Annotated in this window: 17 protein-coding genes and 1 tRNA gene; 12 read left to right on the top strand and 6 right to left on the bottom strand. The window is 54.1% G+C overall.

The window, feature by feature from the left end; genetic code table 11:
• The first annotated feature begins 242 nt into the window (after positions 1 to 242).
• The 7 genes from ABQ298_03420 to ABQ298_03390 all read left to right on the top strand — a co-directional run bounded on the left by ABQ298_03420 (position 243) and on the right by ABQ298_03390 (position 7,702).
• Positions 243 to 330, top strand: a tRNA-Ser gene (locus ABQ298_03420).
• A gap of 693 nt (positions 331 to 1,023) precedes the next feature.
• The gene (locus ABQ298_03415) at positions 1,024 to 1,167 is read left to right on the top strand and encodes a hypothetical protein (GenBank protein ID MEQ9823411.1); all 144 of its coding nucleotides are present in this window, start codon (positions 1,024 to 1,026) and stop codon (positions 1,165 to 1,167) included.
• A 90-nt stretch (positions 1,168 to 1,257) separates the two neighbouring features.
• On the top strand, positions 1,258 to 2,475 hold the full coding sequence (locus ABQ298_03410; GenBank protein ID MEQ9823410.1) for an MFS transporter: 1,218 nt from the start codon (positions 1,258 to 1,260) through the stop codon (positions 2,473 to 2,475).
• Positions 2,476 to 2,682: 207 nt separating this feature from the next.
• A complete protein-coding gene (locus ABQ298_03405; protein MEQ9823409.1) occupies positions 2,683 to 3,042 on the top strand; it encodes a DUF3127 domain-containing protein in 360 nt (119 codons plus the stop codon).
• A 230-nt stretch (positions 3,043 to 3,272) separates the two neighbouring features.
• A complete protein-coding gene (gene pflB / locus ABQ298_03400; protein MEQ9823408.1) occupies positions 3,273 to 5,534 on the top strand; it encodes a formate C-acetyltransferase in 2,262 nt (753 codons plus the stop codon).
• A gap of 17 nt (positions 5,535 to 5,551) precedes the next feature.
• Complete coding sequence (gene pflA, locus ABQ298_03395; protein MEQ9823407.1) at positions 5,552 to 6,322, top strand: pyruvate formate-lyase-activating protein; 771 nt, start codon at positions 5,552 to 5,554, stop codon at positions 6,320 to 6,322.
• 36 nt (positions 6,323 to 6,358) lie between these two features.
• A complete protein-coding gene (locus ABQ298_03390) occupies positions 6,359 to 7,702 on the top strand; it encodes an OFA family MFS transporter (protein ID MEQ9823406.1) in 1,344 nt (447 codons plus the stop codon).
• Positions 7,703 to 7,765: 63 nt separating this feature from the next.
• Here ABQ298_03390 and ABQ298_03385 read toward each other — a convergent pair whose 3' ends face one another.
• The 5 genes from ABQ298_03385 to ABQ298_03365 form a co-directional block, all read right to left on the bottom strand.
• Positions 7,766 to 8,611 (bottom strand): response regulator, encoded by an 846-nt coding sequence (locus ABQ298_03385; GenBank protein ID MEQ9823405.1) that lies wholly within the window; start codon positions 8,609 to 8,611, stop codon positions 7,766 to 7,768.
• Between the two features lie 164 nt (positions 8,612 to 8,775).
• Positions 8,776 to 9,546 carry a hypothetical protein gene (locus ABQ298_03380; protein MEQ9823404.1) on the bottom strand — a complete coding sequence of 257 codons (771 nt, stop codon included), beginning with the start codon at positions 9,544 to 9,546 and terminating at the stop codon, positions 8,776 to 8,778.
• Between the two features lie 165 nt (positions 9,547 to 9,711).
• A complete protein-coding gene (locus ABQ298_03375) occupies positions 9,712 to 9,891 on the bottom strand; it encodes a hypothetical protein (protein MEQ9823403.1) in 180 nt (59 codons plus the stop codon).
• A 224-nt stretch (positions 9,892 to 10,115) separates the two neighbouring features.
• A complete protein-coding gene (locus ABQ298_03370) occupies positions 10,116 to 10,688 on the bottom strand; it encodes a PEP-CTERM sorting domain-containing protein (protein ID MEQ9823402.1) in 573 nt (190 codons plus the stop codon).
• Between the two features lie 199 nt (positions 10,689 to 10,887).
• Positions 10,888 to 12,252, bottom strand: coding sequence for a DUF1593 domain-containing protein (locus ABQ298_03365; protein ID MEQ9823401.1), 1,365 nt, complete (start codon positions 12,250 to 12,252; stop codon positions 10,888 to 10,890).
• 287 nt (positions 12,253 to 12,539) lie between these two features.
• On the opposite strand from ABQ298_03365, the gene ABQ298_03360 reads away from it, so the two are divergent.
• The 3 genes from ABQ298_03360 to sigJ all read left to right on the top strand — a co-directional run bounded on the left by ABQ298_03360 (position 12,540) and on the right by sigJ (position 14,937).
• On the top strand, positions 12,540 to 13,349 hold the full coding sequence (locus ABQ298_03360) for a BsuPI-related putative proteinase inhibitor (protein ID MEQ9823400.1): 810 nt from the start codon (positions 12,540 to 12,542) through the stop codon (positions 13,347 to 13,349).
• 151 nt (positions 13,350 to 13,500) lie between these two features.
• Positions 13,501 to 14,025, top strand: coding sequence for a hypothetical protein (locus ABQ298_03355; GenBank protein ID MEQ9823399.1), 525 nt, complete (start codon positions 13,501 to 13,503; stop codon positions 14,023 to 14,025).
• 9 nt (positions 14,026 to 14,034) lie between these two features.
• Positions 14,035 to 14,937 (top strand): RNA polymerase sigma factor SigJ, encoded by a 903-nt coding sequence (gene sigJ, locus ABQ298_03350; GenBank protein ID MEQ9823398.1) that lies wholly within the window; start codon positions 14,035 to 14,037, stop codon positions 14,935 to 14,937.
• Between the two features lie 184 nt (positions 14,938 to 15,121).
• On the opposite strand, the gene ABQ298_03345 is transcribed toward sigJ, so the two are convergent.
• Positions 15,122 to 19,090, bottom strand: coding sequence for a response regulator (locus ABQ298_03345; GenBank protein MEQ9823397.1), 3,969 nt, complete (start codon positions 19,088 to 19,090; stop codon positions 15,122 to 15,124).
• Positions 19,091 to 19,246: 156 nt separating this feature from the next.
• On the opposite strand from ABQ298_03345, the gene ABQ298_03340 reads away from it, so the two are divergent.
• Positions 19,247 to 19,921 (top strand): spermine synthase, encoded by a 675-nt coding sequence (locus ABQ298_03340; protein ID MEQ9823396.1) that lies wholly within the window; start codon positions 19,247 to 19,249, stop codon positions 19,919 to 19,921.
• Positions 19,922 to 20,305: 384 nt separating this feature from the next.
• A partial coding sequence (locus ABQ298_03335) for a hypothetical protein (GenBank protein ID MEQ9823395.1) occupies positions 20,306 to 23,017 on the top strand: 2,712 nt, incomplete at its 3' end.

Here is a 23,017-nt window from a genome sequence, read left to right as displayed (position 1 = left end):
CGGCGATTCGTTTGTCAAGGCATGGAAGGCATTGGATACCAAGCCTGAGATCACGGACGGACTTGTCCTGCGCTCGGCTTGCTGAGGGGTTTTGCGCCCCCGGGCACGCATGCTTCACGAAGGGATGTATTGCATCTGCTGAGACTGGGGTGGTAGGGCTTTGCGCAGCGATCATTTTTTCAATCCAAGCATTGATTTTCCGCAGAAAAACTGTTTCACTGCTCGGCTTTCCCACTCGGAACGGAGAGGTGGCAGAGTGGACGATTGTGCCTGACTCGAAATCAGGTGTGCCGCAAGGTACCGTGGGTTCGAATCCCACCCTCTCCGCCAGTTTTGTACAAAAACTGGGCAAGTGGGATGAGAACCCACGGAGTGGGTTTGTTCCGAGGCCTCAGGCCGACAAAAGCGAAGCGCCCATCCCACCCTCTCCGCCATTGAAGATGTCGCCACGAGTGGCCGTGGCTCGGTACGACGCGTTTCCTCAGTTCCTTCGTTCACTTGCTCATGGCAAGCCACCTCACAAAAGTAGTAGACTTCAACCGTATCGATAGCGTCGGATGTCCTGAGCCTGTCGAAGGGCTTTCGTTCGTTTGCATCTTAATGTTCAGAAACGCTTCCTTCTACGTTGGAATATCGGATAACGTATCGAAACGGATGGAACTGCATCGCAGTGGGTTTGTTCCGAGGCCTGAGGCCGACAAAAGCGAAGCGCCCATCCCACCCCAAAACCGCTGAAAGCGGGTAAGAAAATCTGCCCCTGTTTCAAAGCAAGGCGTCATTCAAGTCCCTTCGTCAGGCTCAGGAGGCGAAGCAAGTGATGGGTTTGAGGTAGGCGCGGGCGGGAAGCTCCCGCTGCGTTTGGGGTGAAGGGAATGTGCGGGCGGGAAGCTCCTACTATGGTGAACTGAGTGGGTGATGGACGTTGCAGTTCCGTGGGCTGGGGTTGGGCGAAGGTTGAATCGATGCGGTTTTTCGGAGTTGATGCGGCACGATTTCAACGAATGATGATGCCCCTTCCATTCCATGAACACCTGCAGAAATCAGATTTTTCGCCCGATGGCCGACAAATTGCATGTAACTGATGCGATTTATGGCACTGTGCGTTGGTTTCTGAACGAGAACCTTCTGGCATATCGCATCGGGCAGGGCAGGCATGGAATCGAGTGAATCGGCGCAGTAGACCGTATTCGAACCGAATTTTCTGTAAACCCTGCTTTCCTTCCAAAGCAGGGTTTTTTTGTCGCCAAATCTTTTGTTATGAAACCACATCGCATCTCCCCAACAGGCCAACCTGAAACCATTGCGAAGCCGTCGGCATGGAAGCAACTTCTGGGCTATCCGGCTCCGGTATATGTGCTCGTAGTGGGCACGTTTTTCAATCGACTCGGATTTTTTGTCGTGCCCTATATGGCATTGTACCTCAGTCAGTTGGGGTATTCAATCGAACAAGTTGGCTGGTGCATGGCCGCTTATGGTGCGGGCACCGTGGTCGCCTCCGTTGTGGGGGGACACCTGGCCGATACACTGGGGCGCAAACGCACCATCGTGCTCTCGATGATGGGTTCGGGGGTCATGGTATTGTTGCTCTCCCAGGTGCAGACCCTTCCGCTGTTCATGGTAGTGGCATTTTTGGCAGCGATGTTTGCAGAGAGTTACCGACCTGCCAGTCATGCACTGATTGCGGATCTGATCGAGGATCGGGATCGCATCATGGTGTATGCGCTGATTCGCTGGGCGATCAATGCGGGCTGGGCGATGGGACCCGCTTTGGCTGGAGTGCTGGTGAAAGTGTCCTACACGTGGATTTTTGTGGGCGATGCACTGACCTCACTGTTGTTTGGTGTGCTTGCATTGCGATGGTTACCCGCATTTGGCAAACACCGTGAAGTTCCGTTGCGGCATGTGCTGCGTGCCTTCTCAAGCATGAAACTGTCCATGCAAACCGCATTTGCAGATCGTCGATTTCTGCAAGTCTTCCTGGCGAGTTTTCCCATTGCGTTTATTTTCAATCAGACCCTGTCGACCCTGAGCCTTGAAGTGCGTGACCGCGGGTTCAGTGAATTGGACTATGGGCTGATCTTGGGGCTGAACGGAGTGATCATTATTCTGACGGAAATCCCGCTGTCGCTTTGGGTGAAAAACCAGTCGCCCCGCCTGATGATGGTGATTGGCTATGCGCTGATTGGACTTGGGTTTGGACTCTTTGTGATGGGGGAAGGACGGGGTCCACTCTACGCAGGTATTGTCGTGTTCACGATCGGGGAGATGATGGCCTTGCTGGTAGCACTTGCCTACATGATTGGACTGGCACCTGCGGAGATGCGAGGTCGATACATGGGGGTGTGGGGCTTGTCCTGGTCGGTGACCATGATGCTGGCGACCTCGCTGGGGTTGCAACTGCACGCCCGGATGGGCGGAGGGTTCTGGTTGCTGATGGCTGGACTCGGATTGCTCAGTGCCTGCATCATGCTGTGACGCATTGTGCCGCCTCCGACGCAAGCAAACTTAAAAACCTGAACCGGACGGAAGCACCGTTGCCTGTCATGCGGGGATACAGTGACGGTGCATGCATCGTCCCCACGGATGCCGTGAATTCCCCTTGAGTTCGCTGAGGCGGACCCGTACAGTTGCGCCTCACACATTTGAACCCAATCGGGGTCGGCTTGCCGGCCCTCCACCACCATGTTTGAACTCAGCGGAACCATTAAAGAAATTTTTGAAGAGCAAACCTTCGGCAGCGGATTTAACAAGCGGGAGTTTGTGATCACCACGCAGGATGACAAGTACCCGCAGGACATCAAATTCGAGCTGGTCAAGGACAAGACCGCCCTGTTGGAAACTGTCAGCAAAGGCGATACCGTGACCGTGAGCTTCGATGTGCGCGGGCGCGAGTGGAAGGGCAATTATTACGTGAACCTCAATGCCTGGAAGCTCGAACGTGCGGGAGCTGAAGGGAAAAAGGCGGATGACGAGGATGCTCCGTTTGATCCGGCAGATGCCATGCCGAGTGAGCCTTCGTTTGATGACGATCCCCCGTTCTGAGTTGAACGTGCTGAAGATGTCCACTCCCCCTTGGGGTGGGCGATATTGCTTTGTTGCAAATGCAACTTCACCGGAAAGCGAAGTGGGGATGGGGTGTACCTTTTTCGGAGCTTCGGAAATTTATTCCGTATTAATTTATTTAATTGCAAATGTGAGATGTATTAATTTTGGTTGGGTTTTCTGCTTCGTTCTGTTCCCCCAGAGTCAACATCCCAACCAATGCTTTTATCATGAACGAAACAGCGACTACCGCAGCACCTGCAACTGATGCCTGGAGAACTTTCAAGGGAGACTCCTGGCGCAACCGCATCAACGTCCGGGATTTCATTCAGGACAATTATACCGCATACAAGGGCGACGATTCTTTTTTGGTCGAACCGACCCAGCGCACACTTCAATTGTGGGATCAGGTCAAAGGACTGTTGCAGCAGGAACTGGATGCCGGCGGAGTGCTCGACGCAGATACCAAGCTTGTCAGTGGCATTGCCACGCATGAGGCGGGCTATCTGAACCGTGAGCTGGAGCAGGTGGTTGGCTTCCAGACGGAAAAACCCCTGAAGCGCGCGCTGATGCCCTATGGTGGACTGCGCGTGGCCATGAAGGCACTTGAGGCGCACGGGCGTGAAATGGACCCGGAAACCGTTGCAATTTTCAAGCAACACCGGAAAACCCACAACGACGGAGTCTTTGACGGTTATACCGAAGAGATTCGCAAGGCGCGCAGCGCAGGCATCGTGACGGGATTGCCCGATGGCTACGGCCGGGGACGTGTGATCGGTGACTACCGGCGCGCGGCGCTCTATGGAGTGGATCGCCTGATTGAGGACAAGCAGCAGCAAATCGATGAGAGTGAGAGCGAAGCGTTCACAGAAGATTGGGTGCGCGAGCGTGAAGAACTTCATGAACAGGTTCGTGCACTCAAGGAATTGAAAGCCATGGCCAAGAGCTATGGTTTTGACATCTCCAAGCCAGCTCGCAATGGACGTGAGGCGGTGCAATGGACTTACTTTGCCTATTTGGCATCGGTCAAGGAACAGAATGGTGCCGCTGTGTCGCTGGGGCGCATCAGCACCTTTCTGGATGTGTATTTCGAACGGGATTTTGCGGAGGGAACGCTTACGGAAGCAGAGGCGCAGGAATTGATTGATCACCTGGTTATGAAATTGCGCCTGGTGCGCTTCATTCGCACACCCGATTATGATGCCCTGTTTTCCGGTGATCCGACCTGGGTGACGGAGAGCCTGGGCGGTATGGGTGAAGACGGACGGACTCTGGTGACCAAGAGCAGCTTTCGCTTCCTGCATACGCTGACCAATCTGGGACCAGCTCCTGAACCCAATCTGACTGTGCTCTGGTCAGAGCGACTGCCCGATGGATTCAAGCGCTACTGCGCCAACGTCTCCATTGAAACCAGCTCCATTCAGTATGAAAATGACGACCTGATGCGACCCTACTGGGGCGACGATTATGGCATTGCCTGCTGTGTATCTGCCATGCGCATTGGCAAGCAAATGCAGTTTTTCGGAGCACGTGCCAACCTGGCCAAGGCCCTGCTCTATGCGATCAACGGAGGAAGGGATGAACTGACCGGAGAGCAAATTGCTCCGGTCATGGAACCCTTCCGTGGGGACTACCTGGAATACAAGGATCTGATCAAGCGCTTTGACAAGATGATGGACTGGCTTGCCTCGACCTATGTCAAGGCACTGAACATCATCCACTACATGCACGACAAGTACAGCTATGAGCGTATCGTCATGGCACTGCACGACCGAACGGTGTTGCGCACAATGGCCTGCGGCATTGCGGGCTTGTCGGTTGCGGCCGATTCCATCTCTGCGGTGAAGCATGCACGTGTGCGTGTCATTCGCGACGATCAGGGACTTGCAGTGGACTATGAAGTGGAAGGGGAATACCCTGCATTTGGCAATAATGACCCGGAAGTGGATACCATTGCCCAGAGTCTGGTGGAGCAGTTCATGGACAAGATTCGTCACCAGCCGACGTATCGCAACGCATTGCCGACACAGTCCATCCTCACGATCACATCGAATGTCGTCTATGGGAAAAAGACCGGAAGCACCCCGGACGGACGCAAGTATGGCGAACCCTTCGCACCGGGTGCCAATCCGATGCACGGGAGAGACACCAAGGGCGCAGTGGCATCGATGGCTTCGGTGGCAAAACTACCCTACGAACACAGTCAGGATGGGATTTCCTACACCTTTTCCATCATTCCGCGTGCGTTGGGCAAGAGCGATGAGGACCGGGTGAGCAATATTGTTTCCCTGCTCGATGGCTATTTTGCTGAAGGGGGTCACCACATCAACGTCAACGTGTTTGCCCGCCGCATGCTGCGCGATGCGATGGAGCATCCGGAAAAATATCCGCAACTCACCGTTCGGGTATCGGGCTATGCGGTGAATTTCATCAGGCTCACGCGTGAGCAGCAGCTCGATGTGATCAATCGCACCTTCCACGATGGCGTCTGAGCGCCCGGGAAAGCAGCATGCTGACAGAATCCTACGATGATCTGATGCACGGGGATCCCTCGCCGCAGTGTGAGGGGTACCTGCATTCGGTCGAAACCTGCGGGACTGTCGATGGTCCGGGTGTGCGATTTGTGCTGTTCACAACGGGTTGTCCACTTCGCTGTCTCTATTGCCATAACCCCGATACCCAGCGACTGAAATCCGGGCGCAAGGTAACGGCTGGCGAAATGGTGCAACAGGTGCGGCGCTACCTTCCCTTTATCAAGGATGGCGGGTTGACGATCAGTGGGGGCGAACCGCTCTCGCAGCAGCGTTTCATCGAGTCCGTTTTTCGCGATGCGAAACGCATGGGTTTGCACACGGCACTGGACACCTCGGGCTGTTATGGCACACGCCTCCGCCCGCATCTGCTCGATGAAGTCGACCTGGTGCTGCTGGATTTGAAGAGTTGGACCAACGCACGTCACCGCAAACTCACTGGGCATGGCATGGATGAAGTTCTGGCCTTTGCACGGCATCTGGAGGCGATTGGCAAACCCACCTGGGTGCGCTTTGTGCTGGTTCCCGGATTAACGGATGATGCGGAGATCATCGACGGAGTAGCGGGATTTGCCGCTTCCCTTTCCAACGTCGAACTTGTCGAGGTGCTGCCCTTTCACAAATACGGCGAGAGCAAGTATGAGCAGCTGCAGCAGCGTTATGAACTGAAGCACATTCCCGAACCCGGCGATGCGGCTGTTGAAGCTGCACGGGCGCGCTTTGCAGCCTACGGGCTAAAGGTTCGCTGACGCGCATCTGGGAAGCACACCCTTGAACGAGTTTGCATGAAGAGAAAACGTTTTCAAAATCGATGGCTCATGGCACTGGCGGCTGTGGGAATGCACCTCTCCATTGGTTCGATCTATGCCTACAGCGCGTGGAGCATGCCACTGGAGAACAGCTTTGGCTGGAGTGCAACCCAGACATCCTTTGCTTTTAGCATCGCGATTTTCACGCTGGGTCTGTCTGCAGCCTTTCTGGGGAAAACAGTCGCCCGTCGCGGAGTGCGGTTCGGGTGCATCGCCTCCACGATCTGCTTTTGCACGGGCCTTGCGGGATCTGCGCTGGCGTGTCAGCTTGAGAGCCTGCCCCTGTTTTATCTCTGTTTTGGAGGCATCAGTGGAGTGGGACTCGGACTGGGGTACGTCTCCCCGGTCAGCACGCTGGTGAAATGGTTTCCCGAGCGTCGGGGATTTGCGACGGGACTGGCGATCATGGGGTTTGGATTTGGGGGCATGGTGTGTACCCAACTGATCGATGTGCTGGTTCCGGTTGTGGAAGAAGTGCAGGTGAGCGCAGTAACCGAAGTCATCGATGCGAATGTCCAAGTGGTTGAGGTGCAGCCTCATCCGCATGAAGGAGAGCACAGTGTGCTGGTGTATGAGAAGCAGTCCATCGTTGGGGCATTTTGGATACTTTCCTGTATTTATGGCTGCATCATGCTGCCGAGTGCGCTGGTGCTCGCCGCTCCTGGTGGGGCTGGGAAAACGGAGCAGGCATCGGCCTTGCGGGAAGCGACTGCTGGGAAAGAACAACAGGAATACAGCTTGGCAGCACTCGTGCGATCGCCAGCGTTTGCGGGACTCTGGTTTTTGTTATTTCTGAATGCCACCTGTGGCATTGCCTTGATCGCCACCGCAAAGAAGATGGGATACGAGATGGTGCACCTGTCAGCCGGTGCTGCGAGCATTCTGGTGATGGGGATTTCGGTATGCAACGGACTGGGTCGCATTTTCTGGTCGAGCCTCTCGGATCGATTGGGGCGTGCAAATGTGTTTGTTGTTTTTTTTGTCCTGCAGCTGGTTGCGTTTCCGCTGTTGGCCCATAGTGCTTCCGTTCCCGCCTTGTTCATGCTGCTGACATTTGTGATTCTGACCTGCTATGGTGGTGGCTTTTCCACGATGCCCGCCTACATCAGTGACCTGTTTGGAGTGCATGCCATGGCGGCGGTTTTTGGATGGATTCTGACCGCATGGTCCTGTGCAGGAATCGTGGGACCGATGCTCAACACTGCAGTCGTGCAGGCGACTGGGAGCTATCAGCTCAGCCTCTACTTGTTGACGATACTGCTGGTCATCGGACTGATGCTGGCACTCTGGATGAAGCGACGCTTTGCCCTGCAGAGCTGAAGCTTGGCCTTAATCTGGAGCTGCAACTTCCAACCCTGGTGGGTTGTCAGGTTGCTGCTGAAGTCAACTCTTGCGGTGCAGCTGTTTGAATTCACCGACCATTTGGCGCAAGTCCCGTTGCAGCGATTGCACATGCAGACGTGGATCGACCCGAGCGTGCAATTCTTCAAAAATAAAGGGTTTGCTGAGGTAATCCGTGACCCCCGCCTGGAACATTTTGACGACGTGTTTTTTCTCTGAAAATCCTGACATTACGATGACTGGCAACGTCTTCTGGCGGAGATCATTCCGAATCGATTGGCACAAGGCAACCCCATCCATCTGGGTCATCATGTAACTCGTGATCACCAAATCCACGGTATGGGATGGATCTGCCAGTAATCGCATCGCTTCGGCACCGCTGGTGGCTTCGAGCAACTGGATTCCTCGGGATTTGAGACCAGATTTCACAATCATGCGAATCGTGATGCTCTCATCGACCACAAGCACCGTTGCGCCCTTGAGATTCTGAACGGGCTTGAGCACGATATTGACATAAGCCACCAATTCTCCCGGGAAGAATGGCTTGGTCACAAATTCCGTGGCACCGGCCTCAAATCCCTTTTGACGCTCTTCGTCAGTATCATTGGCGGTCAGGAAGACAATGGGGACGGAGCAGAGTTCAGGATGGGTCTTGGCAAACGGGGCCTCGCCCCTGCGGATTTTGGCGGTGGCCTCATACCCATTCATGTTGGGCATGTCGATATCCATGGTAATGACATCAGGCTGCACCTCTGCGAGTTGGTCCAGTGCGATCTGTCCATCTTCCGCCTCAAAGACCTCAAATCCCTTGTCGGCAAATTCCTGTTTGATTTTCAGCCGAATGATGCGGCTGTCATCCACCGCAAGTAGGCGCAACGTTTTATCCATGGATGCAAAGTCTCATTGTGACAGCGTGTTTACTGCCTTTGAGATGATAGTCGGAACCTTTGCGCACAGGTTTAGGAAAAATGCCGACGAATTGTGCAGCGTCGTGACTTTCGTGCCGCAATAGAGCAGGATAATTGCTGAGAATCAGTGCGAAACCCTCCACCCTAATACCGGTACAGCTCCACACCGAGGGGATTTTGCCTGGAGGCCTGCCACTGTGTGTCGGAAAATTGGAATTCGGCAGGTCGAAAGCGCGCTCCGCGAAAAGGGGCACCGCAGTTGTGAAAGAGGGTGCCATGGTGTTCGTAATCGGCAAAATGCACATGAGTGTGGCCGAGATACACATCGCGAATGGCATCGTAGCGGGACCCGAGTTGATTTTGCAGAAAGATATCCGTGCGCAGACACTGCTTTCGCCAGGGCAGTACACGTGGAACCGTTCCGGTGATGCCCACGCGCGTTGCGCTCTTGTAAAACCAGTGTCGAATCGGGTGGGGAGGCTGCATGCTCAGGCCGTTGTGATGGGCGCGATAGGCTTGCAATGTTTCCAGCTCACCGGAGAGGTCGGGAATGTCCCCGTGAAGGAAAATTTTGTCTCCCAACACCCACCAGTGTTCTTCCCAGTGAAGGTGCTCATAGTCGTCACTGAGCTGTTTGAGCAATAGCTGGTAGTGTGGACAGGAGTCATGATTGCCCAGCAAGATGACAAAGTGGGCGCGCTCACGCGGTTCTAGCAAATGGCGCAGCCAGGCTTCTGCAATGCGGATGGATTGGATGCGATCCCGCTCCCGGGACCAGCGAAAATCAAAAATATCGCCATTGAGAATGCAGAGATCGTAGTCACTGCGCCAGCGGCGCATCCACGGCTCCCAGTGTTTTTCTTTCTGTCGGCCTGCGAGCAAATGCAGGTCGGAAAACGTGATTCCTTTGAGCATGCAAACGGGAAAGGTTTGATTTGAGAAAGCTGCGAAAAGTGAAAAAGCAGGTGTTGCAAGTCACCTTACTAATCTTCGCCAGAATACCCGCGATCTCAACCCGAAATCAAGAATCTACGTTTGCCCGTTTACGATGCGCTACTGCCATTTAGGCTTCGCCACCCTTCAGGTTGTCTGGCTCAGCAGGGAGGCAATCGCAGAACCGAGGAAATACGGCCACACAAGAAACGCCAGCACGGCCTTCCAGAAGCTGGCCTGAATGAAGCCGATGGTGAAGAGCCAGCCAACGAACCAGATGGGGGCACAACAGGAGGCGTTATGAGAGCAGATATTTTTGTCAGACATGGTGAATGCTGTGGTTGAGATGATGATCGGTTGGGCGATGTGAGTTTGGAAAACTGGCGAGCATGATGGTGCCAGAACCAAATACATCCCCGTGCTTCTGACTGGGACGCAGCAGTGTTGCCAATTGTTTCAGAGAAATTCCGCGACTCACGTTCGTTTGCATCCATAGCGGTGCTGCTTGATGCGCAACGCTGGATTTGCGGCAAACGATGAGGGGTAAGCTGTCAGGCGCTGCGCCGTTGCAGGCGGAAGCGGCGGTAAGCGATCAACAGGAGAAATGCCCCTCCGAGCAGTGCGGCATAGGTCGAGGGTTCGGGAATTGCGGAAAGGTTGGCATTCAGGGACGTTCCCAGCGGTAGTAGCTGGTGAAAGGACTGTGGGTCGTGATAGCGAATGGCATCAAACCGGAGCGAGGTTGCCGATGCGGTGAAGACGATGGAGTTGATCTCATCGAACGAGATATTCGACCCCAGGCTATCTTTGAGATCGATGCCAAATCCGGTAAATTGGGAATGGGTTTCCCAAATCCAGAGTTTCCCGGAGATGCTGTTTCCATTGGCAGTACCTGTGAAATCATAGGTGCCCAGAATGTTGTCTCCCAATAAGCCCCAATGGGCAACGCCCTGATTGAGGAAGGGTAGGCGCGGAGTGTATCGGGTAGTCAGGGTGCCGGACTGCAGAGAACCATGGATTGTGGTTCCTCCGAACGCATCAGGTGCAAACTGAACCACGAGTTGCGCGGATACGGTGTGAAGAAGGAATAGGAATGCAATGAGGGACCAGGAAAAGTTGTTCATAATTGTGATACCTACATGCAATAAAGAGTGGCTGAATTGCATGGATCGAAGGAGATCTTGTCAATGGACTTTCCTGTGATTTTTACAAAAAAATGACACATGGTTCGGGATGTTTTTGCTTCGATGATGGTATAAAGTTCAGCCTGCCCTGGTCATGAAAAGGAGGGTAGCACTTGCACCACAGATCCGAACTCGGCATTCAAGGCATCTGGACTTCGACCCTAACGCGCCGATAAGTCGTGAGCGGTGGGCTTCCATCGTCGCTGAGGCAGAGGATGAGGTGGCTCAGTCCGGGCATGGATTCGGGTAATGCCGTGACCTCCAGCACGAGGGGTTGGGGATTCTCAAGCGTGAGTTGAACACCAGGATCGCCCGCTTCGGGGTAAATCCAGGCGGATGCGTGCAGTGCATGTCCGTCGGGGTCGGTGGATTTTCGCAAATCGAGACTTCGGGTTTCGCCCGGATGCAGGGTGAAGCGAGGAAAAGCTTCGGGAAATGCAGTGATATGCAGTTGTGGTGCATGATTGGCCTGGGTACCGATCACACATGCATCCATGCGGGCGGCGAACGCACGCTGGAAATCTTCCCTCCAGCGCCAGACGGTCGCTCTTGCACTTGAGATGTCGTTCACCGTATCGATGGCATCGACATAGTGTCCGTTGGCATGCGGTTGGAAGCGTGCACCCCAACCTCCCCAGGAAGGTTGCTCAGGGTTGTGCAAGCCATTGTCGAGAAAGTAAAACCAAGATGGGGTATCCCCCTCCTTCATCACACCGTGTGGATTGGGTGCCGTCCAGGTTTGAGTGGGGTAGCGCGCACCGAGGGGGCCGTGCTGTGTGCTCACGTGGGTTTGGATCCATTCGAGCGACGTGAGGTCTTCATTCCCTCCGAGGTACATTCCGCGAAAGGCGGACTCGCGCCTGTCGCGACCTTCTGGGGCAAGGTTGAGGATGTAGAAGAGTCCGGCATGGTTTTGGGAGATCTGCTCGAAGATGCCATCCTGGTCAGCAATGTCATAGATGCGGAGCTGATTCAGGGTCTGCCGATACTGCTCACTACTGGTGGTTTCTTTCAGTTTCCACAGTGCCTGGGCAAGATCGGTCTGCCCTCCCCAGATGGAGATGTTGAGGGGGCGTGGATCCGGTTTGAGCATGGCGCTCAGCAGTGCGTCTGAACCCGGTGTATCCTTGCCTGCACCGACCTGTTCCCATCCGCGCTCCGGATTTCCGCTCACAACGCGTTGGCGCAGTAACTCGGGGCTGGGGTAGGCGGGGTCGTATGCCCGCAGGTTCGGATAGACATCGCTGTAGCTGTCGATGAAGGAGTGGATTATGTCAGGACGGGTGATGGCATTTTCGAGTTCACCCGGGATGCCAGCTGCCGAGGCCACCAGTGCTTCGATTTCGAATTCGTTGGAGAAAACCAACAACCGGATCAACGACTGCATGTCATCGGGATCGCCTCCAATATCGGTTGTGACGACGAGTCGTGGTTTGGCGGGCAGTGCAAACGGCAGACCTACCAATATGGCGAGGGAAATCAGAACTACGGGTGGGATATTCATAGAATCGGGTGAAATGGGGATGACAGGGGCGAAAGCCCAATCTTGCGGGTTTGGTCTTGCTGGTTTTCCAGACACTTCAAGCCGGAGAACGGATCAAATGAAAATGCGAGATTCGTGCACGATGCTGGGAAAGAGGCGGGGATTTCGCTCACGGTGTAAAAAAACTGCATCCATTCGAGAGCAACTGGGGTAGTCTGGATCAAAGTGAGTATGAACGCAAAGGGCGGCTGAAGCACCTTGCTTGCGACCCTGCTATTCTTAAGTCCAATTCCTAATCGAAAAGAATCATGAAAACCTTCCTGGCCTGTATCTTGTTCAGTCTCTCGTGGCTGGCCCATGCGGCGACCCCGGTGCAGTCTGTTCCGTCGAATAACTCCCTTGAAGTGGTTGCGCATACCGACAAGCGCATCTACGCACCGGGCGAACGCGTCGTAATGACCCTATCGGTGAGCAATCCGACTGAAGCCGCAGTTGTGCTGGATTTTGCATCGGGCCAACGCTTTGATTTTGGAGTTTCAGATGCCGACGGCAATGCCCTGTGGACTTGGTCTGCGAACAAGAATTTCATTGCTGCAATGGGAAGTGAAGTGATCGAAGCCGGGGCCTCGCTGACCTACGAAGTGGATGAATACGTGGTCAGTCGTGAAGGGGTATATTCCCTGCAGGCACGCCTCACCAGTCTTGAACCGATTGCAACGGAGGCTTTTTTTGCGGTGGACTCCACGCCATTAAGCGTAGACGGATTTTGGGTGGGTGAAGCCACTCAGGCTGTCCCCGGACTGGCTCCGATGCAGTCATGGGAGGGAGTGCTCTGGAATCACCGGCTGTATGGGGAATGGAGAAATTCCGCTGGCCAGCAGGGCTGGTTCCGGGCAGATCGATTATTGGCGACCGGAGGAGACGATCCCGTCTTTGAAGGAACCTGGGTCACCAGTGGAGCAGACCCCCTTTCCGGTCGTTTCCAGCTACAGTTCTCCGCCAGCGAAGGAACTTGCACGGGAACGGGCGTCGTGGATGGAATGGGTTCCGTGATTTTTGAACTGTCGGGCGGCAAGGGATTGCACACGCAATCCTTGGGGGAATCAGAACCCAAATAACACTTGAGCACGATTTTCGCACCGGCTGAACCGTTGGATCAGCTCGGTGCGAGCGTGTTTTTCGGCTGACTTGGGTATCCATCGAGCAGCTATTTGTGATTTTGCATGGAGAGGTGTCACAACTATGCGCTTTACCTCGTCATAAGGTTCGATGACACAACAACTCGATATTCAAACCAAGCTTTCGGAGATTCAGGGCTTTGAAAGTGCTTATCAGTACGATACGACCTACATGAAAGAAATGCTGGCGGCATCGCCAGCAGCCTACGAAGTGTTTGAGCGCTTCCTTCCCATGGCATCGTTTCGTCAGCATGCAAATCCGGAGGTGTATTTCACCGCCAAGCTGACTGCCTTCCGTATGGTAGACTGTGGCCCCTGCCTGCAGTTGGCTGTTCGAATGGCCAGGGAAGGCGGCCTGGATGCGGAACGGATTCGCAAGGTGCTAGATGCCAGCAAGGCCTTGCCACCTGAACTGGAAATGGTTCGAACCTTTGTCCGGGCTATTCTGGCAGGAGAGGCGGATCCCAACCCGCTGCGAAGCGAAATCGAGAAGGCTTACGGACTGGAAACCGTGGTGGAGATCGCGCTGGTCGTAGCATCTGCACAAGTTTTCCCTGTCGTGAAGCGTGCGATGGGACATTATCAGAGTTGTGCAATGGTTGCGATTGAGGTGTAGATAGTGGGCATGTCGGCACTTGAAGCACATATCGACGAGCATCGCAGCGAGCTTGAAGCCTTTGCCTACCGCATGCTTGGAGATAGGAGTGAAGCAGAGGATGTGGTTTCGGATGCGTTTCTTCGGTGGTACCAGTTATCAGAGGCGGAGCGAATCGGAATTGCCGCTCCGAGGTCCTGGTTGTTCAAAGTAACCTCGCGCATCGCACTGGATCGCATGAAATCCGCTCGCTCCCGGCGGGAGTGTTATGTGGGACCCTGGCTGCCTGAACCCTGGCTGATGGATGAGTATTCACCGCTGGATCGGGTCGGGGTGGACGAGTCTGTCACGCTGGCGATGATGCTCGCGCTGGAACACTTGAGTCCGGCGGAGCGGGCGGTTCTGATTTTGCGCGAAGTCTTCGCATTTGGATTTGAGGACATCGCGCAAGGCATCGGAAAAACTCCGTCGCATTGTCGCAAACTGCTTTCGCGTGCTCGCAGCGCACTGCGTACCCGTCATGCGCGATACGAACTGGATGCACGCGTGCATCAACGCCTGCTCACTGCGTTTTCGCACGCCTGTGCCAAAGGAGACCTGGAAGCACTGCGGTCGATGCTGGCGCAGGATGTGCAGCTCCACACGGACGGAGGCGGAGTCGTGTCGGCGGCCCGCCGCATTGTCAGTTCGAACGACAAGGTATCCCGCTTTTTTGTGGGACTTTCCAACAAGCAAAAAAAGAGTGGAGTGGTCTTTCGGGAAAAGCTCTGCACCAGCAACGCCTTACCGACACTGGTGCTGTCTTTGCATGGACGCATCGAAAGCGTCATCAGTTTTGCGGTCGCAGACGGAAAGATCGATCGGGTCTTCATACAGCGCAATCCCCGGAAGCTGCAGCGTTTGAGTGCGCTGGATGTCGTGGGGGGTGCATGATCAGAGGCCTGCGTGGGGGTGATTGGAAAGAACTGGAAGCTCCGTAAGGGAAGAATGAACGTGATCTTGACGAAAACCCGATAGATTTTTCCACTTTAGCCAAATTCCACATCCAGCTCGGCTACTGATGGGGCGCGAGCTGGAAGCTTCCGCTACTGTTGGGGGCGCGAGCTGGAAGCTCCCGCTACTGTTGGGTGGTGTGGGCGTGGTAGCGTTGAAATGCCTTTGAGAGGTCTTCCAGTTTGACGGGTTTGTGGATGTAGTCATCCATTCCTGCGGCGATAGCTTCTGAGGCATCCTGCCTGGAAACGGCCGCACTCATTGCGAGAATGTAAGGTTGGCGGGCGATGTGTTGCATGCTCCGAATGTGGCGAGTTGCCTCAAGACCATCCATTTCGGGCATGTTGATGTCCATGATCACCACGTCGTAAGGTTGGCGCTGGCAGCACTCCACTGCCTCCGATCCATTGGCTGCGAGGTCAGCGGAGTATCCGAGTCGTTTGAGCAGCAGCAGGGCAACCTTTTGGTTCACCTGATTATCCTCGACCAGCAGCACCTTCACTTGCGGGGATTCGAGTCTGTCCGGAGATTCAAGTGTGGGAGTGTCGGGATTGCCGTGTTGGGACTTATTGCCAAAGAGGTGCAGCAAAGTATCGTGAAGCTGATGTTTGCGGATCGGCTTGGCGAGCGTGTAGTCCGCCTTTTGGGAACGGATGCGGTCCTGTGCGGAGTAAATCGATGACGAGAGGATCAGGATCTTTGGAGGTGCTGACAGTTGCAGTTCCTCCAGTGCTTCGATCAGTTGAAATCCATCCTTTTCGGGCATGTTGAGATCGGTCAGCAAGAGCTGATAGTCGGCACGTGCTCTCATCAAGGCCAGTGCCTCATCGGCGGAACTGGCTTCGTCGACGGTCATGCCCCATTCGGTGCAGTGCTGCTGCAGCATCATGCGGTTGATGGGGTGGTCGTCTACGATGAGCACGCGGCAGTTCCGAAGGGAATGATCTGGAAACCCGGGATCTGGAGCTTCAGGGTCCTCTGGATTAATCAGCGTAAAATAAAACGTGCTTCCCATGCTCACTTCGCTTTCGGCCCAAATTTTCCCCTGCATCAATTCCACCAGAATTTTGCAGATGGACAGTCCCAGCCCGGTCCCTCCATAGCGTCGTGCGGTGGAGACATCTGCCTGCACAAAGGGATGAAAGAGTTGGGAAATGGTGGTTTCATCCATGCCAATGCCAGTATCGCTCACACTGAAATACAGTTCTCCAACTGCGTTTCCATTGCGAACATGCACGACGATTTCTCCGGTGACGGTGAATTTGATGGCATTGGAGGTGAGGTTCATGAGGATTTGGCGAATGCGCGTCGGATCGCCAAGGCGATTGCAGCGCACGTCGGGTTCGATTTGATAGACCAGCTCCAGGTTTTTTCGGTGGGCTTCAATCGCCATGAGATCGAGCACATCCTCGATCAGGTGAGTGAGGTCGTAGGGAATGGACTCGAGTTCGAGTTTTCCCGCGTCAATTTTGGAGAAATCCAGAATATCGTTGATGATGGTCAGCAGGCTCTCTCCAGAACTGCGAATCGTATCCACGTAGTCGCGCTGGCGCATATCGAGCGGGGAGTCCTTCAGTAGAGAGCACATTCCGATCACGCCGTTCATGGGTGTGCGGATTTCGTGGCTCATGTTCGCAAGGAACTGGCTTTTGGCCAAGGCAGCGGCTTCGGCCTTTCGCGCGAGATGAGTTTCCTTTTCAAGGGCGATGCGAAGGGAGTCTGCCTGCTGTCGTATGGTTGCCGTTCGGGTTTCCACCATTTGCTCGAGCACTTGATTGCGGTGTTTCAGGTGTCTTCCATTCCAGTAGACAATGCCGACGATGAACAGTGCAGCGAGCGCTGCATACGCGAGCTTGGCCAGCTGGGTTTGATACCACGGGGTTGGGATCACCCAATGGTATTCGCTTTCGTTTGTCATTTCACCCAGTTGGTTTCGCATGCGAACGTTGAGTGTGAGCGAACCATAGGGAAGGTTGGTGAAATCCCGAACCGTTTCGGAGCGGAACCACTGCCAATTACGCATCATCGGGGTGATATTCAGGGCAGCTTGATTCGATCCGATGGTCGTATAGTCGTTGCCTCCGAGGTAGAAGCGCAATGCGCGATGCTGAACACTGAGGCTGAGGTTGGGATCGCGCCCGTCGTAGCCGGAAAACAGCACTTCCCGCGTGTCAAGATTCTCAACGCGCCGCACATAGGCCCGCTTGGTGATTGGAGTATGGATGAGAGAGGATCGGGCCTCAAAATGTGCCACACCTCCGCTGTTGCCTGCCCAGATATCTCCGTTTTCCAGAATACGGACGGCTTCCGCGCGGAACTGACTTCCAACATAGAGTTGATGCAATGCAGGCAGTAACGGAATTTCAGGGTGGGGCAGCAGGTCAAAATGGGTCTGTGCCCGGGCGATCCATCGTTTGCCATCGGCATTTCCAACCACTGCATTGGAGTCATGCAGGTGTGCCTCCCCAGGGAAATATTCGAGTGTGGAGTCAATCTTCCACTTCCGGGAGTTGGCATCGAGCTTCAGCACGCCCACGGAAGTCAGCAAGCGGATCTCTCCCTCAATGACGGCGATATTGATCCATTCATTGGGCACCTGCGCTTCGGCTCCGTACCACGTCCAGTCGGTGCTGCCCGAGTTGGGACTCCAAGAGGCCACGCTGCTGTATCCGGTGCGCATCCATAGGGTTTCCTGCGCGTCGAACACGATGCCATAGAGTGGAATGGCTTCCCCAATGGCTTGATCGGTTGCCCAACCCGAATCGGTGCGAACGATGCGGTACAACCCTCCATACCCGCCCACGAAGAGCTGGTCGGGGTCGTTGGGGTGGCGAACGATGCCTGTTGAATCGACATCGTGAATGCGATCCAGTCCATCCGGTTGCAGCAGATACAGTCCCTTGCTTCCACCAATGAATAACCCGTCCTCTGAGGCAAGCAGGCACACGGCAGAGTCGATTCCATCGACGAGCTGCATGGGTTTTTCGCTCGTGGGGTTCGCATCTGGATTCAGGGTGTAGAGTCCGTGATCGGTTCCAAAAAAGAGCCTGCCATTCCACTGCTCGATACTTCTCACGCTTCCATTGATGCCGTGCCGATGGTGGTAGAGGGAGGTGGGTTCTGCGAGCTGAAATCGGTAGATCCCGGAGCCGTGAGCCATCCAAGTTCCCGCCTGATGGTCGAGAAAGATGATGCCAGTGCGGTCAAATTCGGTTCCGTCGGCCTGTCGGATACTTCCATGGTGATGACCATTCCCGTTGAAAACAAGAAGTCCGTTGGTGCGGGTACTCAGCACGATATTTCCATTTGGAAGTTCGTGACCGTTGAGAAACGAGATGTTCTGCCAGCGTTCGGGTTCCTGGAAAAAGGGGGAGAACGTGGTGCCGTCAAAGCGCACCACTCCCGAACTGAGACTGGGCAGCAACACCCCCTGACCGCCGGACAACGGGATGGCGTGGTAAACTTCGGAGAGTCCGGCAATCCACTCCGCTTCCGGAATCGGCTTCAGGCTACCCTCTTCCAGCATTTCGGAGACGACGGGATAGTCGGTAATCACGAAGCGGCGATCTCCGATTTGGAATACATCGTAGTAGTAACCTGGACCCTTCCAGACTTGGAGCTTTTCTTCATCGGTGATGCGGATGACGCCACCACCGGCTGTGACGATAACGGAACCATCTGGCTGTGCGTGGATTCCGTTCCAGGAGTGAAGCTCTTGCAGCTGGTGTTGGTTGGAGTGGGAGACAGATTGAAATTCCCAATGTTTGCCATCACTGGACTTCAGGTAACCAAAGTTTTCATAAGTGGTAATCCAGATGCGGTTGTTCGCATCCACTTCTACAGAATTGATGCTACCTGCTATATCGCGGATGCGCAGCCAACGCTCTCCGTCAAATACGATCAATCCTTCTTCGGAAGCGATGAAAAGCATTCCGTGCTCATTTTGAGCAAAATCAATCGCGTGTTGCACCCCATGAGTTTCTTCAACATGGAATCGATGCACCAGTGGCTCACCCATTCCATCCCACGCTGCGAGCGAGGTCGCATGAAATGCAGCCACCCAATACACTATTACCCATGTCCAAACCCTCATCGAATTACCTATATTTAGGTATCGACGCAGAGGTTCAAAACTTGACGCATTTCATCATCTGAATCGGATAGGTAAATGTGCTTCGTTGGATTTCGCCAGAGTTTTACAATTCCCCGTTCTTGACCCGCAGGATCATACCCGCTTGCGTCTGAAGCAATGAAACCACGGATCAAGCTTGGACAGGCGGTATTGCCGGGTGGACGGTTGATGCTCTTTGAGCATGATACAGCGTTTTCCATCAGCATGAATGGGCAGGAATTGATGGATTCCCGCGCACATGCATCCGAACAGCAGCTTGGTGAATTGGGTATGGAGCAGCGGGGCAGGGGTTCTTGCGACAGGATTCTGATTGGTGGACTGGGTTTGGGGTTTACCCTGCGCAGTGTGCTGGAGGGTGCTTCGATGCAGGCACAGGTGGAGGTTGTGGAGCTGGTGGAAGCGGTTGTGGATTGGAACCGCGGTCCGTTGAGGAAGTTGAACGGAGTTTTGTTGGACGACCCGCGTGTGGAGCTGCGCATCGCCGAAGTCGGTGAGTGTATTCGCCAGGCGCCCGCAGCGAGCTGGGATGTCATTTTGATGGATGTTGATAATGGACCGGTGGCGATGGTGCACGATGCCAATGCATCCCTGTATTCCCTCAATGGATTGCGTGAGGTTCATCAGGCACTGCGTCCGGACGGGCGTGCCGTCTTCTGGTCCGCCGGACCGGACGAACGCTTTGAGAGACGCCTGAGGCAGGCGAAATTTCGAGTTCGCACCGTTCCAGCAAAGGTGCATGCGGGTTCCCGTCAGCGCAATTACCGTCTCTTTGTGGCGGATCGCATGGGATAGGCCTTTTTCGATTCACTCCAGATGTATCCCCTTCGAGGCATTTCCAGGTCGTCATCAATGCCGGAAAACGGGAAGGGTTGTTTGTGTCGGGTGATATTGCGGTGCATGACGGGGCAAAGTTTGGGTTTGGTAAGCTGTAAAAACACTGCTATGGAAATGTGAATTGCTGAGAAAACTCCGGTTCATGGCGAATTCCACTTCAGGTCAGAGGAATCGGGGACGATGGAGTGATTGGGTGCGTGGGGAAGAATCTCGTCCACGTTGCAAGCCACATTTCATTCACGTTTTGTCATGACAGTTGCAGGTTTATACCTTGCAGAAAGGAATTCCTTCAAAGGATCGTCTGGACTCAAGTCGAAGCCAATCTTTGCTCGATTCCGGACGATGCTCGCATGCATTGCGCTTTTGCTGGGTTGCGGAAGTGTGGTCTCAGGTGAAGTCGTGAATGCACTCGGCATTTCAAGTGCTCATCAACTTGAGCAGTATCTGACAACTGAGGGAGAGAAACCTGGCGAGGTGGAAATGGATCTCGTCGTTTACGTCAAATTTTGGGATCCGACCTGGGGTTTGTTGTGGATTGCCGACGAACATGGGACGGCGTTCATTCCATGCAGTGCACTCAATGGAGAGGTTGCCGCCGACCGATGGTATCGCATCTCTGGCACACTGCATTCGACTGACGGTTTGAACAGTGAAACGCTACGGTTTCTGGAAGTGGAACCCCGCTTTGAGGTGGAATTTCTTGAGATGGGGAGTCTGGCTCCGGATCTGAATCAGGTCCCGCGCAACCCCATGGTAACGTTCGAAGGGGTTGTCGATGGAGTCAAGAAACAGGACGGGATTCACTATCTGATTCATCTAGTAGCTGCGGGTGCGAGAATCCCGTGTCGGGTGCTGGGGATGGAAGGGTCGGATCTTGAGGTAAAGCAGGGAGACTGGGTGAAAGGGCGCGGGCTGTTGGCGTTTGAGCCTGGAATGACCTTGGAAGAATCCCAGCTGTGGGTGGGCAGCTCTGATTTTCTGGAGGTTTCGAACGTAGAAGATTCTGGGAGGACAATTTCGCAGATCTCTGATTTTTGGGACTCCATCAATCAGAACAAGGGCAGCGAGGAAACATGGAAGCTGAATTTACAGGTCTTTGTCTTATACTATGACCCACATTGGGAGTTGCTGTGGGTGAATGATGGTTATAGGGCAGGGTTTCTGCCACATATTGGAAATTTCGAGTTTCAAACGGGGCAGCACTACCGAATCACCGGAGAGGTTGTTCCGATCAGGGGGATTGAGTCGCATCGGGTTGACTATGAGCGGTTGAGTGATGTCCCGACTCTTCGACCTGACACCCGGTCCATGAAGAATTATTTCAAACACGAAGTCCACTATGTGGAACTCCAGATGTTTGTGTTTGATCAATCCCTGGTGGATGAGCGGCATTTGTTGTTGAATGGAATCCTTGAGGACCAATCAGTTGTGACGCGTGTGTATTTGGATGCGAACAATGTCATTCCCAGTTTTGCGGGGCGTTGGGTCAGCATCCGAGGGGTTTTGGTGCCGTTTGATGAGACGGGCAGCGGATATGCGTTGTGGGTTCCTTCGTTGATGGAGGTTGCTCTGGCCGATGAACTGAACCGTACCACCAGGGCGATGGAGGTGATGCAGCTTTCGCAGCTGGAATCACTCGCAGACGGAGAATCCTTCCACGTTCGTGCGGAAGTCCTGTCGTTTTCTGAGAATGGTGTGGTGACGCTGGATGATGGGTCGGGGCAACTGCAATTTCGCTTGCAGAAAAACCTTCCGCTTGAAGTGGGAAGGGTTTTGGAACTATGGGGTACCAAACGTGTTCAGTCTGGGAATGACTCGTATGCAAATCTCTACTACGCCTATTCCGAGGGAAGTGATTCGGAAGCGATGGAGCGTCATCAAAGCTGGTTGCTTCGCATGAGCGAACAGGTGATGGATTTGAGTCCGGAAGATGCTGAAGCACAGTTGCAGGTGAGGCTTTCGGGTGCAGTGACCTATGTGGATCCGGAAGGGAGATTTCTGTATCTGCAAGATGCAAGTGGAGGGGTGCGGGTTGACATCCCCCAATCCCAGCATGCCAAGGCTACATCGATCAAACATCTGGATGTCATTCGAGTTCTTGGCGCAACACGGGGAGTGCACTATTCGCCGAGCGTTCTTGCGGAAAGCATTGAGCCGACTGGCACGTCGATTCTCCTACAGAGCAAATCCATCTCACTGATGCAGGCCCTTACCGGTGTGGAGGATTCCCAATGGGTTGAACTCCAGGGCTTTGTTCGGGAGATTCGGGCGGAATTTGAACCCATTGAAGTGGTGTTTGAAAACACGGACGGGCAGTTTGTGGGCAAGTTCAATCACTTGGACACGGGGAAAATCGAGACCAATGCGCACATCTCCATTAATGGGGTCTGCGAAGTGACCTATGACGAGAACTGGCAGAAGATCCACATTTCGGTTCTGGTAGATTCTCACAATCAATTCACTGTGCTGAAAGAAGCACCTGCAACTGTTGACGCATTACCTGCGGGTTCGGTGTCTTCGATTCTTCAATACAATCGCTCGAACAACTATAACAGGATTCAGCGTTTGCGCCTGCATAATCTCTTTGCCATGCCCGGTGAGTATTTCATCGGAACGGATGGATCTCATTCCATGAGAGTGCTTTATGAGGAGAACACTGACTTGAAGTTCGGTCAACAGGTGGAGGTTGTGGGAATTCCGCTGGGGCTGGGAAACAGGACTGTGTTCAAGTCGTTTATGACGCTTCCCGGCGAAGCAAACTTGGAGGTCGATCCGATCGTATTGACCGGGGAGAATCGCTTGCTGCCCGAGATGAATGGGAAATTCGTCGAGGTTATGGGCACGGTGGTAGATCGTTTTCAAAGCGTTGATGAAGACCAGATCTACCTGCAAGGCAATGAAAGCATTCATCACGTTGTTCACTATCACACGCTGGAGTGCGAGACCTGTGAATTAGCGGAAGAGGGAAGTGTGGTGAGGTTGTTTGGCGTGAACCAGATCATTGTGGATGATTATGGGAATGCTACGGACTCGGTTGTGATTTTGGTGTCTCCT

Source organism: Puniceicoccaceae bacterium, from assembly GCA_040224245.1.
Taxonomy (GTDB): domain Bacteria; phylum Verrucomicrobiota; class Verrucomicrobiia; order Opitutales; family JAFGAQ01; genus JAKSBQ01.
This window is presented reverse-complemented; position numbering and strand designations above follow the sequence as displayed.